Annotated in this window: 15 protein-coding genes; 4 read left to right on the plus strand and 11 right to left on the minus strand. The window is 67.7% G+C overall.

Annotated features, from left to right (window positions below; translation table 11 throughout):
* From QZ609_RS16665 to QZ609_RS16700, 8 genes are all read right to left on the minus strand, one after another.
* On the minus strand, positions 1-623 hold a 623-nt coding region (locus tag QZ609_RS16665), incomplete at its 3' end, for an SDR family oxidoreductase (RefSeq protein WP_295497158.1).
* 3 nt (positions 624-626) lie between these two features.
* A complete protein-coding gene (locus QZ609_RS16670; RefSeq protein ID WP_295497160.1) occupies positions 627-1,514 on the minus strand; it encodes an amidohydrolase family protein in 888 nt (295 codons plus the stop codon).
* 4 nt (positions 1,515-1,518) lie between these two features.
* Positions 1,519-2,796, minus strand: a complete 1,278-nt coding sequence (locus tag QZ609_RS16675; protein ID WP_295497162.1) for an L-fuconate dehydratase — start codon at positions 2,794-2,796, stop codon at positions 1,519-1,521.
* A 28-nt stretch (positions 2,797-2,824) separates the two neighbouring features.
* A complete protein-coding gene (locus QZ609_RS16680) occupies positions 2,825-3,685 on the minus strand; it encodes a fumarylacetoacetate hydrolase family protein (protein WP_295497164.1) in 861 nt (286 codons plus the stop codon).
* 23 nt (positions 3,686-3,708) lie between these two features.
* Positions 3,709-4,458, minus strand: coding sequence for an SDR family oxidoreductase (locus QZ609_RS16685; RefSeq protein ID WP_295497166.1), 750 nt, complete (start codon positions 4,456-4,458; stop codon positions 3,709-3,711).
* 39 nt (positions 4,459-4,497) lie between these two features.
* Positions 4,498-5,502 carry an ABC transporter permease gene (locus QZ609_RS16690; RefSeq protein WP_295497184.1) on the minus strand — a complete coding sequence of 335 codons (1,005 nt, stop codon included), beginning with the start codon at positions 5,500-5,502 and terminating at the stop codon, positions 4,498-4,500.
* A 4-nt stretch (positions 5,503-5,506) separates the two neighbouring features.
* Positions 5,507-7,036, minus strand: a complete 1,530-nt coding sequence (locus tag QZ609_RS16695; RefSeq protein ID WP_295497168.1) for a sugar ABC transporter ATP-binding protein — start codon at positions 7,034-7,036, stop codon at positions 5,507-5,509.
* A complete protein-coding gene (locus tag QZ609_RS16700) occupies positions 7,018-8,076 on the minus strand; it encodes a sugar ABC transporter substrate-binding protein (protein WP_295497169.1) in 1,059 nt (352 codons plus the stop codon). The genes QZ609_RS16695 and QZ609_RS16700 overlap by 19 nt, the downstream gene beginning before the upstream one ends.
* A gap of 208 nt (positions 8,077-8,284) precedes the next feature.
* Here QZ609_RS16700 and QZ609_RS16705 point away from each other — a divergent pair, with 208 nt between their 5' ends.
* The gene (locus QZ609_RS16705; RefSeq protein ID WP_295497171.1) at positions 8,285-9,091 is read left to right on the plus strand and encodes an IclR family transcriptional regulator; all 807 of its coding nucleotides are present in this window, start codon (positions 8,285-8,287) and stop codon (positions 9,089-9,091) included.
* Positions 9,092-9,100: 9 nt separating this feature from the next.
* Here QZ609_RS16705 and QZ609_RS16710 read toward each other — a convergent pair whose 3' ends face one another.
* Positions 9,101-9,979, minus strand: a complete 879-nt coding sequence (locus tag QZ609_RS16710; RefSeq protein ID WP_295497173.1) for a LysR family transcriptional regulator — start codon at positions 9,977-9,979, stop codon at positions 9,101-9,103.
* Between the two features lie 121 nt (positions 9,980-10,100).
* Between QZ609_RS16710 and QZ609_RS16715 the strand changes: the two genes are divergently transcribed.
* The gene (locus tag QZ609_RS16715; protein WP_295497175.1) at positions 10,101-11,306 is read left to right on the plus strand and encodes an MFS transporter; all 1,206 of its coding nucleotides are present in this window, start codon (positions 10,101-10,103) and stop codon (positions 11,304-11,306) included.
* A 5-nt stretch (positions 11,307-11,311) separates the two neighbouring features.
* Here the strand turns inward: QZ609_RS16715 and QZ609_RS16720 are convergent, their stop codons facing one another.
* Positions 11,312-12,130: a DUF2182 domain-containing protein gene (locus QZ609_RS16720; RefSeq protein WP_295497177.1), complete on the minus strand. Its 819-nt coding sequence runs from the start codon at positions 12,128-12,130 to the stop codon at positions 11,312-11,314.
* On the minus strand, positions 12,108-12,875 hold the full coding sequence (locus QZ609_RS16725; protein ID WP_295497178.1) for a DUF899 domain-containing protein: 768 nt from the start codon (positions 12,873-12,875) through the stop codon (positions 12,108-12,110). The genes QZ609_RS16720 and QZ609_RS16725 overlap by 23 nt, the downstream gene beginning before the upstream one ends.
* A gap of 85 nt (positions 12,876-12,960) precedes the next feature.
* Here QZ609_RS16725 and QZ609_RS16730 point away from each other — a divergent pair, with 85 nt between their 5' ends.
* Together QZ609_RS16730 and QZ609_RS16735 are read left to right on the plus strand one after the other, a co-directional pair.
* Complete coding sequence (locus QZ609_RS16730) at positions 12,961-14,181, plus strand: helix-turn-helix domain-containing protein (RefSeq protein ID WP_295497180.1); 1,221 nt, start codon at positions 12,961-12,963, stop codon at positions 14,179-14,181.
* A 38-nt stretch (positions 14,182-14,219) separates the two neighbouring features.
* Positions 14,220-14,812: glutamine cyclotransferase (locus QZ609_RS16735; protein ID WP_295497182.1), on the plus strand; the 593-nt coding region annotated here is incomplete at its 3' end.

Raw genomic sequence — 14,812 nt, forward strand, 5'->3', positions numbered from 1 at the left:
ATGGCGGCCAGCCTGGCTTCCGGATCATCGAAGGTGGCGATCCAGCGCTGGTACAGCGGCGTGAGCACTTCGGCCGGAATGACCGCGTTGACGCGCACGCCATCCTGCGCCAGCGCTGCCGCCCACTCGCGAGTGAGCGAGAGCTGCGCGCCCTTGGCCGCGCAATAGCCGCTGGTGTTGCCCTGCCCCGTGACTGCTGTCTTGGACGACATGTTGACGATGGCGCCTCGGCTCGCTTTCAGGTGCGGCAGGCACAGGTGCGCCATCACGTAGTAGTGGATGAGGTTCTTCTCCAGCGAGCGCACGAAAGCATCGCGCCCGGCCTCCAGGCCCACGCTGTCGTTCACGCCCGCGTTGTTGACCAGGCCGTCGATGCGGCCGAACTCCGCGATGGTTTCTTGCACCATGCCGCGGCAGTCCACCTCTTGCTCCAGATCGAACTGGAAGAAGCGTGCCTTGGGCTGGCTCCGCATCAGCGCATCTTCAAACTCGGCCGCCATCGGGCTCTTGCCGCAGATGACGGGGATGGCGCCCTCGGCCGCCAGTTGCAGCGAGATCGCCGCGCCAATGCCGGCGGCACCGCCCGTGACGATCACGACTTTGTCTTGCAGATGCAGGTCCATGGTTCAGGCCTTGAATTGCAGGTTGTAGCAGCGGGCGGCGGTGCCGCCCCATAGGTCGGCGCGTTCGGTGGCGCTCAGGCGTTCTTCGGCCCAGACATGCAAAACGTCGTAGACGGTGCCGTACGACGCGGCCAACTGGCACACCGGCCAGTCCGAACCGAACATCAGCCGCTGTGGGCCGAATACATCGAGCGCCACGTCCAGGCATTGCCGGGCGTGCTGGACGTCGCGCACCGTCACGCCCTTGCGCCAATCGGCTTCGGTCAACAGGCCCGAGAGCTTGCAGGCGACGTGCTGCATGCCCTTGAGCGGCGCCAGTGCCGCCTTCCAGCGCGCCATCGCATCGGCATCGCGCGCGAATGCTTCCAGCGGCGGTTTGCCGAGGTGGTCGAGCACCAGCCAGTGGCTGTCGTGACGGCCGCAGAAATCCGCCGCTGCGTTCAGTTGATGGCCGAACACGAGCACGTCATAGGCATAGCCCCAGACCTGCAGCAGCGCGATGCCGCGCGCGAATGCGGGGGCGGACAGGAAGGCCGCCACATCGGGCGCGTCCTGCACCTGGTGGCGAAAGCCGATCAGCTTGTGCTCGCCGCTCAATGCCTCCAGGCGCGCTTCCAGATCGGCGGCGCCCAGGTCTTCCCAGCCGACCACGCCCACGATCCAGTCGTGTGTGTTGGCAAGGTCGAGCAGGAAGCGGGTCTCCTCCCGCTCGCCGCGCGCCTGCACGGCGATGGCCGCATCCAGCCGCTGCGCGCGCAGCTCCGGCAGCAGGTCGGCCGGCAGGCGATCCGCCGCCAGCGCTTCCATGCCGGGGCCGATCCACGGATACGCCTCGGGCCGGTAGCGCCAGAAGTGCTGGTGCGCGTCGATGCGGGAGACTGGCGCGGCCATCGCCTCAGCCCCGGAAGCGGTACTGCTCGAGCGACGCGGGCTTCATCGTGATCGAGAAGCCGGGCGCCTGCGGCGGCAGGTAGGCCGCGTTGCGCACCACGCACGGGTCGACAAAGTGCTCGTGCAGGTGGTCGACGTACTCCACCACGCGCCCTTCGCGTGTGCCCGACACGCAGATGTAGTCGATCATCGACAGGTGCTGCACGTACTCGCACAGGCCCACGCCGCCCGCGTGCGGGCACACCGGCAGGCCGTATTTCGCCGCCAGCAGCAGCACGGCCAGGATCTCGTTCACGCCGCCCAGGCGGCACGCATCGATCTGCACCACGTCGATGGCGCCGCGCATGATGAACTGCTTGAACAGGATGCGGTTCTGGCACATCTCGCCGGTCGCCACCTTCACGGGCGCGATGGCCTTGCGCACCGCGCGGTGGCCTTCCACGTCGTCCGGGCTGGTTGGTTCTTCGATGAACCACGGCTTGGCGAAGCCGAGTTCGCGCACCCAGTCGATGGCCTCGTTCACTTCCCAGACCTGGTTGGCGTCGATCATCAACTGGCGGTCCGGCCCGAGCACTTCGCGGGCGATGGAGACGCGGCGGATATCGTCCTTCAGGTCGCGCCCGACCTTGAGCTTGATGTGGCGGAAGCCGCCGTCGACGGCCTCGCGGCACAGGCGGCGCAGCTTGTCGTCGTCATAGCCGAGCCAGCCGGCGGAGGTGGTGTAGCACGGGTAGCCCTCTTGCTCCAGCGTGCGGATGCGCGCGGCCTTGCCGGGGGCCTGCTTGCGCAGCAGGTCGAGCGCTTCCTCCGGCGTGATGCCGTCGGTCATGTAGCGGAAGTCGATGCAGCGCACGAACGCTTCGGGCGTCAGATCGGCCACCAGGCGCCACAGCGGCTTGCCCTCGGCCTTGGCCCACAGGTCCCACGCGGCATTGACGACGGCGCCGGTGGCCAGGTGGATGGCGCCCTTGTCCGGGCCGATCCAGCGCAACTGGCTGTCGGAGGTGACGTGGCGCCAGAAGCGGCCCATGTCCTCCCAAATCCAGTCGAGGTCGAGCCCTTCCACCAGATGGCGCATCGCCTCGATGGCCGCGCAGCACACCTCGTTGCCGCGCCCAATGGTGAAGGTCAGGCCATGGCCTTCGAGGCCTGGTTGATCCGTTTCGAGAATCACATAGGCCGCGGAGTAATCCGGGTCCGGATTCATCGCGTCGGAGCCGTCGAGATGCTGGGAAGTCGGAAAGCGCACGTCCAGCACGCGCAGGGATCGGATGATGGTCATGGGTATCGTGTTCGGGAATGCGGAATGCTCAACCTTGTGCGCTCACGGTGCGCTGGTGCTGCTCGCCCAGGCCATCGATGCCGAGGCGCATGGTTTGGCCGGCGCGCAAGTAGACCGGCGGCTTCTGCCCCAGCCCAACGCCCGGCGGCGTGCCGGTGGAAATCACATCGCCCGGCTGCAGGCTCATGAAGCGGCTCAGGTAGCTGATGAGGTGCGCGACGCCAAACACCATGGTCGACGTGGAGCCGTTCTGGTAGCGATGCCCGTCCACCTCCAGCCACAGGTGCAGCGCCTGCGGGTTCGGCACCTCGTCGGCGGTGACGAGCCACGGGCCGATGGGGCCGAAGGTGTCGCAACCCTTGCCCTTGTCCCAGGTGCCGCCGCGTTCGAGCTGGAACTCGCGTTCGGAGACGTCGTTGATGACGCAGTAGCCCGCCACGTGCGAGAGCGCATCCGCCTCGGTGATGTAGCGGCCACCCTTGCCGATGACCACGCCCAGCTCGACTTCCCAGTCGGTCTTGACCGAATCGCGCGGGATCTCGATGTCGTCGTCCGGGCCGGTGATGGCGCTGGTCCACTTGCCGAAGACGACCGGCTCGGCCGGTACCTCCGCTCCGGTTTCGGCGGCATGGTCCGAGTAGTTCAGGCCGATACAGATGAACTTGCCGACGTTGCCCACGCAAGGGCCGAGGCGAAGGCCGGCTTGCGGCGAGCCATCGACGATGGGTAGGCGGTTGATGTCGAGTTCGCGCAAGCGGGCCAGCCCTTCGGGCAGCAGCACCGCGCCGCCGATGTCGTCGATCACGCCGGAGAGGTCGCGCACCTGGCCCTGCGCATCGAGCAGGCCGGGCTTTTCCTGGCCCTTGGGGCCGTAGCGGAGGAGTTTCATAGCGTTGTCGTTGTGGACTGCAATCAGTTGGACCAGCCGCCGTCGATCACGCAGCAGGTGCCGGTCGTGAAGCGGGACTCGTCCGAGGCGAGATAGGTGGCCAGCGCGGCGATCTCGTCGGCAGTGCCGACGCGGCCCATTGGCTGGCGCGCGACGAAGGCGGCGCGGATGGTGTCGATGGACACGTTCTGCTCCTGGGCCTGCGTGGCGATGCGCTGCTCCAGCGAGGGGGATTCCACCGTGCCCGGACAGATGGCGTTACAGCGGATGCCGCGCGCAACGAAGTCGGCGGCAATCGCCTTGGTCATGCCAATCACCGCTGCCTTGGTGGCGCCATACACAAACCGGTTGGGCACGCCCTTCACGCTCGATGCGGCCGAGGCCATGTTGATGATCGACGCGCCGCCGTTGTCCAGCATCTTGGGCAGCAGCGCACGCGTGAGCCGATACATCGACGACACGTTGAGTTGCCACGAGAAGGCCCAGTCGTCTTCCGAGCAGTCGAGGATGCTGCCGTGGTGCACGAAGCCGGCGCAGTTGAACAGCGCGTCGAAGGCGGCTTCGTCACGGGCCAGTGCGGCGATCGCATTGGCCTCCATCACATCCAGGCGCAGCGTGCGGATGCCGGGGGTACCGCTCAGCGACGCCAGCGCGCCGTCGTTGATATCGGTGGCGAGCACCTGCGCGCCCTCTTTTGCAAACATCAGGGCGCTGGCGCGGCCGATGCCCTGCCCGGCCGCCGTGACCAGGATGCGTTTTCCTTGGAGTCTCATCGCGTCTGTCTTGGTGTCTTGGTGTGAAGAGGAGTCCGGTTACTGCTGTTCTTCACCGGTGAGCTTGGCCACCATCAACGCGCCGAGGATGATGGCGCCGTAGATGGCCTGGATCCAGAACGACGGCACCTGGGCCAGCGTCAGCAGGTTCTGCACGACGCCCAGCAGCAGCACGCCGCACAGCGCGCCGAACATCGAGCCGCGCCCGCCGTCGAGCGACACGCCGCCGATCACGGCCGCCGCAAATACGGTGAAGATCATCCCGTTGCCCTGGTTGGCGTTGATGGCGCCCACGTAGCCCGTGACCACCAGCCCGCCGATACTGGCCAGCACACCGGCCAGCATGAACACGCCCCAGGTGATGCGGTCGACCTTGATGCCGGCCGCGCGGGCCGCCGGCGCGTTGCCGCCGATGGCATACAGCGCGCGCCCCAGCCGGTGGTAGCGCAGCATGCCGCCCGCCACCGCAAAGGCCACCGCTGCCAACCACACCGAGAGCGGCAGGCCGATGAACGTGGTGCTCGCCAGCGCAAAGAACGGCGCGGGCATGTCGAACAGCGTGCCGCCCTTGGTGGCGCCCACCAGCATGCCGCGCAGCACGATCAGCATGGCCAGCGTGACGATGAAGGCGTTCAGCCGCAGCTTGACCACCAGGAAGCCGTTGATGAACCCGACCACCGCGCCGATGGCGAGAATCGCCAGCAAACCCATCGCCAGCGGCCATTCGGTGCCGAAGCCGCCCGACGCCGCCGGGATCACCAGCATGGCGCCCACCGCCGGCGCAATGCCCACGGTCGATTCCACCGACAAGTCGAACTTGCCCGTGATGATGATCAGCGACTCCGCCAGCACCACCAGCGCCAGCGCAGCCGATGCGCCCAGGATGCTGATGAGGTTGGCCTCGGTCAGGAAGCTCGGGCTGACGAACGCGCCGAGCACGAACAGGATCACGAGCGCGGGAATCAGTGCGAAGTCGCGCAAGCGCGCCAGGTTGAAGCGCGGCGCTCGGGCGGCGGCGTGCGCTTGCGGAGCATTCGCGGCCATGGCATTACCTTTCATTGAGAGTCACTCCTTCTATCGACGCGATCAGGGCGTTGTCTTCCCAGCCCGCCGCGTATGAAGCGCAGACGGCGCCGCGCAGCATCACCAGCACGCGGTCGCACACGCGCAGGTCGTCCAGTTCGCTGCTCACCAGCAGCACCGCCTTGCCTTCCTGGCGCACGCCGTCGACCACCGACAGCAAGGCCTGTTTCGATTTCACGTCCACGCCTGCGGTCGGGTCGATCAGCACCAGCACATCGGGGTCGTTGGCCAGCGCACGGGCCATCACCACCTTCTGCTGATTGCCGCCCGACAGGCCGGACACCGCCTGTTCCTCACCCTGCGCGACCACGCCCAGCTCATGCATCAGCGTCTGCGCCATATGGCGGCGTGGCGCCGGCGCGATGAAGCCGAACTTGCCCAGCAGATGCGGCACCGTCATCGTCGCGTTCTCGCCAATCGACTGGCCGAGCACCAGGCCCTCGTGATGGCGGTCCTTGGGCACGCAGCTCACGCCATTGGCCAGCGCGTCGGTCACATCGCCGGGCTTGAGCACGCGGCCATCGACGCGGATCTCGCCGGCCGTCTGTGCCTTGAGCCCGGCCACCGCCTCGCCCACGCTGGTGCGGCCGCTGCTGGTGGCGCCGGTCAGGCCAATCACCTCGCCGCGCCGCACCTGCAGCGAGACATTGGCGTAGTCCTCGCCAGACAGCTCGGCGATGTCGAGCACCACGGGTGCATCGACCAGCGGCTCGCGATCACGTGCGTCGTTGGGCGCGAGCTTGCCGGCCTCGCCCGTCATCGCTTCGATCAACGCGGTCTTGGGCATCGACTCCACCGGCGACGTGACGATGTGGCGCGCGTCGCGCAGCACCGTCACGGTCTGGCAGATGTCGTAGATCTCCTGCAGGTGGTGCGAGATGAAGAGGAACGTCACCCCGCTGCGCTGCAGCTCTTCGATGCGGCGGAACAGGCGCTTGATCTCGTCGCCGTCCAGCTGCGCGGTCGGCTCGTCGAGGATGATGAAGCGCGCGCCGTACGACAGCGACCGCGCGATCTCCACCAGCTGGCGCGCCTCCACCGTCAGGTCGGCGGCGCGCATGTCTTCGTGCACGTCGATCTGCCAGCTGTCGAGCAGCGCGCGGGCTTCGCGGCGCAGCGCGCGCCAGTCGATCCACCCGCGCTTCGTTGGCTGCCGGTTGATGAAGAGGTTCTCGGCCACCGTCAGCTCGCGCACAATGGTCGAGTGCTGGTACACGCAGGCGACGTGGCGGCGCCAGGCCGCGCTGTCCGACACCGGCGGCGCGGCCTGTCCGTTGAACAGGATCGCGCCGGTGTCGGGCTGGCGCAGGCCCGTGAGCATCGACACCAGCGTCGACTTGCCCGCGCCGTTGCGGCCGACCAGCGCGTGCGACTCGCCTGGCATCACTGCCAGGCTCACGTCGCGCAGCGCCAGGGTCGAGCCGAACTGCTTGGACAGCCCGCGCGCCTCGACCATCGGCACAGCTTCGATGGGCTTTACTGCTGGTTGGCCCATAGCGCCTTGTCGTCCACGTTCTGCTTGGTCACCACGGGCGCCGGAAGCTGGTCTTCCAGGATGCCCGGCGAGACCTCGATGATGGTGCTGCCGTGGTCGGTCGGGCCCACCTTGAAGGTCTGGCCGGCCAGCGTGGCCTTGATGTAGTACAGGCCGTACTTGGCGTAGAGATCAGCCGGCTGCGAGATGGTCGCGTCGATCTCGCCCTTGCGGATGGCGTCGTATTCCTGTGCGATGCCGTCGTTGCTGACCACCACGATGTGCTTGGCATCACCGGCCGGGAACAGCAGGCCCTTGCGGCGCAGCGTCTGCAGCGTGGGCGCGAGGTACACGCCGCCGGCATGCATGTAGATACCCTTCACATCGGGGTTGGCGGAGAGCAGGCTGTCGAGCGCGGCCGCAGCAGCATCAGACTTCCAGCCGGCCGGAATCTCCAGCACCTTCAGGTTCGGGAAGTCCTTCATGCAGGTGCGGAAGGCCTCGGCGCGGTCACGGCCGTTGACGGAGGCCAGGTCGCCCATGATCTGCACCACCTTGCCGGCCTGCACGTGCTGGCCGATGTACTGGCACGACTTGGTGCCGTAGGCGCGGTTGTCGGCACGCACCACCATCGCCACCTTGCCCTTGGTCGGCGCCACGTCCACGGCCACCACCGGCACCTTGCGCTGCTCGGCCAGATCCAGCGCACGGCTGATGGCGGCCGAATCCAGCGGCGCCACCACCAGGCCCTTTGCACCCAGGTTGATCAGGTTGGAGATGTCGGTGATCTGCTGCGCCGGGTCCTGGTTGGAGTTGACCGGTGCCAGGATGTCGACGCCCAGCGTCTTGGCCATCTTGGGGATGTAGCCGTTGTACGACTGCCAGAACGGCGACGTCAGCAACGGCAGGTTGACACCCACCTTGGTGCCATCCACGGCATAGGCCGCGCCGGCGCACAGGGCACCGGCTGCTGCGGCCACGGCCAGCCGCGTGGTCAGACTACGTTGGGAAAATTTGGGAAAGCGCCCGCCAAACGCGGGCTTGCTGCGTGAAGCTGCCATTGTGTTGTCTCCGGTGTGCGAGTTTGAGAACTGCATCTGTGTCTGATGCGCGCCTGGCACTTCCCGTCACGCTCATCAGTGAATGTATTATTCATATTTGAATGCGATTGCGTCAAGAAATGTGTCGCCGGGGTTTTCCCTACTGAACCCAGGCGCAATCACCGGCCATTTGTGATTGACGGGACACCGCTTTAAGATTCAATGCCGTATGGACAAAGACACCCCCTCCTCCGCCGACACCAGCGCCGACCGCTACCGGGCCCCCGCGCTGGACAAGGGCCTCGACATCCTCGAGCTGCTCTCCGAATACCCCGATGGCCTCACGCGCGCCGAGATCGTCAAGGCGCTCGGCCGCAGCGCCAACGAGATCTACCGGATGCTGGAACGTCTGGTCGCGCGGCAGTACGTGACGCGCTCGGCCGGTGGCGACCGCCACGCGCTAAGCCTGAAGATGTTCGCGCTGGCGCACCGGCATCCGCCCGTCAACCGGCTGGTCACGCAAACCATGCCCGTGCTGGATGCGTATGCCCGGCAATCCGAGCAATCCTGCCACCTGGGCGTGTATGACCGCGGCAACGTGCTGGTGCTCGCGCAGGTGCCGGGGCCCGGCACGTGGGGCCTGTCAATCCGCCTGGGCGCCCGCGTGAGCCTGCTCGACACCGGCTCAGGCCACGTGCTGCTGGCCTGCCAGAGCGAGGAGCGCCGCGCCCAGATGCTGGCCGAGCACATCGCCGTGGAAGGTGAAGTGCCGATCCCAGCCGAGGAGCTGGAGCACACGCTGCAGCTCATCCGCACGATGGGCTACAAGCAGCGCGAAAGCCTGCAGTCGTTCGGCGTGATCGATATCTCGTGCCCGATCCTGGGGCCGGATGGGCATGCGCTGGGGGTCCTGACCTCGCCCTATATCCGACGGATCGACCGGCATGTCGGGCCATCGCTGGATGAGGCGCGGGCGTTCCTCGTGCATGCCGCGCACGAGCTGTCACTCAACCGGCAGCAGCGAGACGAGGACTGAGCCGCTCGCCTAGGCGGCAAACAGGTGCTGCACCATGAAGTCCACAAACACGCGCAGCTTGGGCGAGAGATAGCGGCTCGACGGCCAGAGGATGCGGAACGTGCCCTGGTGCTCGACATGCGCATCGAGCACCGTCACCAGCGCGCCCGAGGCCAGTTGCGGGCGGATCGCGAAGTCCGGCAGACATGCGATGCCCTGGCCTTTCTCCGCCAGGTAGATCAGCGGCTCGATGGTATTGACCACAGCGGCCGCCGGCAGATCGGCGCTACGCACATCACGCAGGGGCCATGGTTCCAGCTTGTTGCTGGTCGCAAAGCGGTGCTGCAGGCAGGCATGCGAGGCCAGATCGCCTGGCACCTGCGGCACGCCCCGCTGCGCAAGATAGTCTGGCGACGCCACCAGCATCAGCCGGAACGTGCCGAGCATGCGCGTCATCAGGCGTGAATCGCTGACCTCGCCGGCGCGCACCACGGCGTCAAAGCCCTCGTCGATGATGTCGACGAGCCGGTCGGTGAAGTCCAGGTCCAGCTCGATGTCCGGATACGCGCGCATGAAGGCGGACAGCGTCGGCATCATCAGCATGCCGACCAGCGGCAGGCTCACGCGCAGCTTGCCGCGTGGGGCACCGCGCGTCTGGGCCAGCTCCATCTCGGCCGCCTCCACCTCGCTGAAGACGCGGCGGCAGCGTTCCAGGAACAGCGCGCCCTCCGGCGTGAGCGTGATCGTGCGCGTCGAGCGATGAAACAACCGCACGCCCAATCGCTCTTCCAGCCGCGCCACGGCCTTGCCCACCGCCGATGACGACACGCCGAGCTGCCGCCCAGCCGCAGTGAAGCTGCGTGCATCGGCAGCCAGCACGAAGGCGTTGAGCGATCCGAGGTTATCCATCCGCAATCCCGATTTAAGACATATATGTCCAATGTGTTCGGAACTATAGCCAGATTGTCTTGAGTGGTGTGTCAGTCCTATCTTGTTGCCATGCAACAACCGAACCACCGAGGCTCACACCATGAACACGACAACCGCACTCCCCAACCCATCCGCGCTTCCCGAACGCGACCGCCTGCCATGGCCCGGCCTGCTCGCGCTCGCCATGGCGGCCTTCATCACCGTGCTGACCGAAGCCCTGCCCGCCGGCCTGCTGCCGCAGATCGGCACGAGCCTGGGCGTATCGACCTCCTTGGTCGGCCAGTTGGTTACGCTGTACGCCATCGGCACGCTGGTCACCGCCATTCCGCTGACGACCGCCACGCAGGGCTGGCGCCGCAAGCCGCTGCTGCTCACGGCAGTTGCGGGCTTTGCCATCGTCAACACCGTCACCGCCGTGTCGACCAGCTATGCGCTGACGCTCGCTGCGCGCTTCTTTGCCGGCGTGTTCGCGGGGCTGCTGTGGGCGCTGGTCGCCGGCTACGCGGCGCGCATGGTGGCCGAGCGCCTGCAGGGCCGCGCGATTGCGGTGGTGATGGTCGGGATTCCGCTCGCGCTGTCGATGGGCATTCCGGCGGGCACGTTCCTTGGCGCCTTCGTCGGCTGGCGCGTGGCCTTTGGCGTGATGAGCGCGCTGACGCTCGTGCTGATCGGCTGGGTGGTCGCCAGCGTGCCGGACTTTCCCGGTCAGGCAGCGGGCACACGCCTGGCGCTGCGCAAGGTCTTCCTGCTGCCGGGTATCCGCTCGGTGCTGTTCGTGACGCTGGCCTACGTGCTCGCGCATAACCTGCTGTACACGTACATCGCCCCGTTCGTGGCGCCGGCCGGCATGGCCGATGCCATCGATACCGTGCTGCTCGTCTTCGGCATTACCGCGCTGGCCGGCATCTGGATCACGGGCGTGCTGATCGACCGCTGGCTGCGCGAACTGGTGCTCGCCAGCACTGTGCTGTTCGGGCTGGCGGCCGTGGCGCTGGGCGTGTGGGGCGGCGTGCCGATGGTGGTCTATGCGGGCATCGGCGTGTGGGGGCTGGCCTATGGCGGCGTCGCCACGCTGTTCCAGACCGCCTCCACCAAGACCGCCGGCGATGCCGCCGACGTGGCGCAATCGATGATCGTGACGGTGTGGAATGTCGCGATTGCCGGTGGCGGCGTGCTGGGTGGCGTGCTGCTGGACACGCGAGGCGCGGGCGCATTTCCATGGGCAGTGGTCGCACTGCTGGTGCCGACGCTGGTGGTGGCCTGGCGTGCGCGCGGCCATGGGTTTCCGCCGGCACATCGTGCCTGAACCGGCTACCCAGGCACCACCGCTTGCAGGATCAGGAACACCCCCGCCCAGGCCGCGATGGCACCCACCCCACGGGCGACGCGCTGACCGGCCGGGGCCAGACGTTCGAGGGTGATGGCGGCGGCAACGACGGCCATCGCCCCCAGGTCCATCACCCCCACGACGAGCAGCACCCCCGTCAGACCCGCGCAAGAGGCTGCGCAGTGGAGGCCGAGACGCAAGCCGTGTCGCCACGCCGTACTGACATCCGCCGACAGCGTCCGGCCTGACCCCAATGCCTCGCGGCAGTGGGCCAGGTGGCGCGCCTTCCAAGCCGTGAACTGGAGCGCGCCGGCCGCCAGGACGACCAGTCCGGCTGCGATCGGAGCCGCGCGTGCCAACACCGGCCACTGCATCTCGAGCGCCGCCAGCGCGACGCCCAACGCAAAGGCAACCGCGCCCAACACGGTCCACACGAAGAAGTACCCCGTGCCCACCAGCGCCGTCAGCCCAGCCAGACGCGCTCCGCCTACCTGCCCCACGGCCCCGCGATAACGCCGCAGCATCGGCACCAGCGATGGCAGCATCATCGCAACCATCATCACCGTCCACATGCCGAGGAACGATGCGGCGAGGCCCAACCACGTCTGGCCGCACATCTGCATCCAGGCCATCGACATCGTCCAGCCGCCTGGCATGGGCATCCCGCCCATGGCCGACATCGACGTGCACCACGCAACCGTCGCCACTGCGCAGCCGACGCAGAGCAGTGCCGAGACGCCGAGGAAGCCGCGCTCGGCCACTGCACGCGTGCGGGGAGCCTCAGCGCGGGCTGTACTCGTCATGGCGGCGCCACCAGACACCCGCTTCGTTGCGGCCCAGCGGTGCGCGATCGAGCCACTGGTATGCGCCCCACAGGCCATCCAGCCCGCGCGCGTAGGTGGAGTACGTGTGGTACACGACGCCATCCTCCAGCACGAACGCACTCATGCCGGGCCGGTCGCGCACGTAGGTGGGCGCATCGGTGCCGCACATGGTCGCGAACTCGACCACGGGCTCGGGCAGGTCGGCAGCGTCCATCACGTGGCTGCCGCGCCGGTAGTTGTAGTCGGCGGTGCCTGCGCGCTGCTGCTCCTCCGAGATCGACACGTTGAAGTCGTAGTTGAAATCGCTGCCGACCGACGACACCCACGGGAACGTCCACCCCATGCGCTGCCGGTACGCCAGCAGCTTGGCCAGTGGCGCGCGCGACGCGGCGAGCAGCGTGACGTCGTGGTTGGCCAGGTGGGTGACGAAGCCATCGAAGCCGTCCGCGATCATCGAGCACGACGGGCACCCGGCCTTGTAGTCGGGCCCGAACATGAAGTGATAGACCAGCAGTTGCGAACGCCCCGCAAAGAGATCGGCGAGCGAAGCGCTCCCTGCCTCGGTTTCAAAGCGGTACGTCTTGTTGATCTGGACCCATGGCAGCGCCTGGCGGCGGCGCGCCAGCTCGTCGCTGCGCCGCGTGAGTTCCTTCTCCGCTGCAAGCAGCTCGAGCCGCTCGGCCAGCCAGGCTTCACGGGTCGCGGTGGTGTGTGTTGCGGTCATGCTTGCCTCCGTTCGGGTGGATAGTCGTGTGCTAGATTAGGCGCCGACCTCGAACGGTGGGAGTGACAAGTGTGGCGGGATTCGGATGGACTCACTGATCACGGCCGCAGCCCGCGCGCTCGCGGCGGGTGACCCATTCGGAGCGCTGAACCGCGTCGCCCTGCGCGACGATGCCCCGGCACTCGCGCTGCGCGGCATCGCCATGGCGCAGCTTGGCGACCTCGCCCGCGCGAAGGCGCTGCTGCGCAGTGCGGCACGCGCCTTCGGATCGAGAGAAGCCCTTGCCCGTGCCCGCTGCATCGTCGCCGAAGCCGAAGTCGCGCTGGCCTCGCGTGACCTGGGCTGGCCGGAGAAGACGCTCGACGCCGCGCGGGCTACGCTCGAAGCGCATGGCGATCATGTCAATGCCGCGCATGCGCGGTATCTCGAAATCCGCCGCCTGCTCCTGATCGGCCGGCTGGACGAGGCCGAGCGCGCATTGACCGTACTCGAACCAACGCGCCTGCCTGCGGCACTGCGGGCGGCGCACGCGCTGGTCATCGCCGGCATTGCCATGCGCCGCGTGCAGGCCCAGGCCGCGCGCGTAGCCCTGGTCAACGCTGAGCAGGCGGCTCGCCAGGCCGGCATCCCAACCTTGAGCGCAGAAGTCCACAACGCCATCCTCACCCTGGACGCCCCCGCTGCCCGCCTGCTCTCGCGCGGCGATACGCGGCTGCTCCGGCTCGAAGACGTGGAAGCGCTGTTCGCGTCCGATGTGCTGGTCGTCGATGCCTGCCGGCTTGCGGTGCGGGATGCGGATACCGTGGTGCCGCTGGCCACACGCCCCGTGCTGTTCACGCTGGCCCGCGCGCTGGCCGAAGCCTGGCCGGGCGACGTGCCGAGAGACACGCTCATCGCCCACGCCTTCCGCACCAAGCACGCCGACGACTCGCACCGCGTGCGCCTGCGCGTCGAGATCGGCCGGCTGCGCACGGCGCTCAAGGCGCTGGCGGATGTGAGCGCCACCCGGCACGGCTTCGCGCTGCAACCGCAGCATGCGCGCGAGATCGTCGTGCTGGCACAGCCGGTTGAAGCGTCTTACGCCGGCGTGCTCGCCTGCCTGGCGGATGGGGAATCGTGGTCCAGCTCCGGGCTTGCACTCGCGCTTGGCGCCAGCCAGCGCACCGTACAGCGCGCGCTCGACGTGCTGGCGGAAGCCGGCAAGGTGCAGTCGTTCGGGCGCGGCCGCGCGCGCCGCTGGATGACGCCGCCGATGCCCGGATTCGCGACCACCTTGTTACTCCCGACGCCGCTGCCGAGTGACTAGGATAGAGACTCCACAACCGAACCCGAGCGAGTGCAAACATGAAACGATCGACGGCCGAAGTCGTACGCGAATATGGCCCGTTCCCGGGCGTTGACCAGGTGGGTGGTGTGACGTACGACGGCCAACACGTCTGGTTTGCCGCCGGCAGCCACGTTCAGGAACTCGACCCCGCCAGCGGTCAGACGCTGCGCGCGCTCGACGTGCCCGCCCACGCCGGCACGGCCTTCGACGGCCAGCACCTGTTCCAGATCGCCGAGGACCACATCCAGAAGATCGATCCACAAACGGGCAAGGTGCTCGCCACGATTCCCGCGCCGGGCGCCGGCGGCGACTCCGGCCTCGCCTGGGCCGAAGGCACGCTGTGGGTCGGGCACTATCGGGAGCGCAAGATCCGCCAGATCGATCCACAGACCGGCGCGGTGCTGCGCACCATCGAGTCGAACCGCTTCGTCACCGGCGTCACCTGGGTCGACGGCGAACTCTGGCATGGCACCTGGGAGGGCGATGCGAGCGAGCTGCGGCACATTGACCCCCGCACCGGCGACGTCCTCGAACAGATCGAGATGCCGCCCGGCGTGGGTGTGTCAGGGCTGGAGTCGGATGGGGGCGATCAGTTTTTCTGCGGTGGCGG

The organism is uncultured Ralstonia sp., assembly GCA_913056305.1.
In the GTDB taxonomy this organism is placed as follows: Bacteria; Pseudomonadota; Gammaproteobacteria; order Burkholderiales; family Burkholderiaceae; genus Ralstonia.

Excerpts from the sequence above, each read along its gene's own strand:
- QZ609_RS16675 (WP_295497162.1), bottom strand. The coding sequence starts at position 2,796 with ATGACCATCATCCGATCCCTGCGCGTGCTGGACGTGCGCTTTCCGACT.
- QZ609_RS16725 (WP_295497178.1), bottom strand. The coding sequence starts at position 12,875 with ATGACCGCAACACACACCACCGCGACCCGTGAAGCCTGGCTGGCCGAG.
- QZ609_RS16690 (WP_295497184.1), bottom strand. The coding sequence starts at position 5,502 with ATGGCCGCGAATGCTCCGCAAGCGCACGCCGCCGCCCGAGCGCCGCGC.
- QZ609_RS16670 (WP_295497160.1), bottom strand. The coding sequence starts at position 1,514 with ATGGCCGCGCCAGTCTCCCGCATCGACGCGCACCAGCACTTCTGGCGC.
- QZ609_RS16710 (WP_295497173.1), bottom strand. The coding sequence starts at position 9,979 with ATGGATAACCTCGGATCGCTCAACGCCTTCGTGCTGGCTGCCGATGCA.
- QZ609_RS16685 (WP_295497166.1), bottom strand. The coding sequence starts at position 4,458 with ATGAGACTCCAAGGAAAACGCATCCTGGTCACGGCGGCCGGGCAGGGC.
- QZ609_RS16720 (WP_295497177.1), bottom strand. The coding sequence starts at position 12,130 with ATGACGAGTACAGCCCGCGCTGAGGCTCCCCGCACGCGTGCAGTGGCC.
- QZ609_RS16705 (WP_295497171.1), top strand. The coding sequence starts at position 8,285 with ATGGACAAAGACACCCCCTCCTCCGCCGACACCAGCGCCGACCGCTAC.
- QZ609_RS16730 (WP_295497180.1), top strand. The coding sequence starts at position 12,961 with ATGGACTCACTGATCACGGCCGCAGCCCGCGCGCTCGCGGCGGGTGAC.
- QZ609_RS16680 (WP_295497164.1), bottom strand. The coding sequence starts at position 3,685 with ATGAAACTCCTCCGCTACGGCCCCAAGGGCCAGGAAAAGCCCGGCCTG.
- QZ609_RS16700 (WP_295497169.1), bottom strand. The coding sequence starts at position 8,076 with ATGGCAGCTTCACGCAGCAAGCCCGCGTTTGGCGGGCGCTTTCCCAAA.
- QZ609_RS16695 (WP_295497168.1), bottom strand. The coding sequence starts at position 7,036 with ATGGGCCAACCAGCAGTAAAGCCCATCGAAGCTGTGCCGATGGTCGAG.
- QZ609_RS16715 (WP_295497175.1), top strand. The coding sequence starts at position 10,101 with ATGAACACGACAACCGCACTCCCCAACCCATCCGCGCTTCCCGAACGC.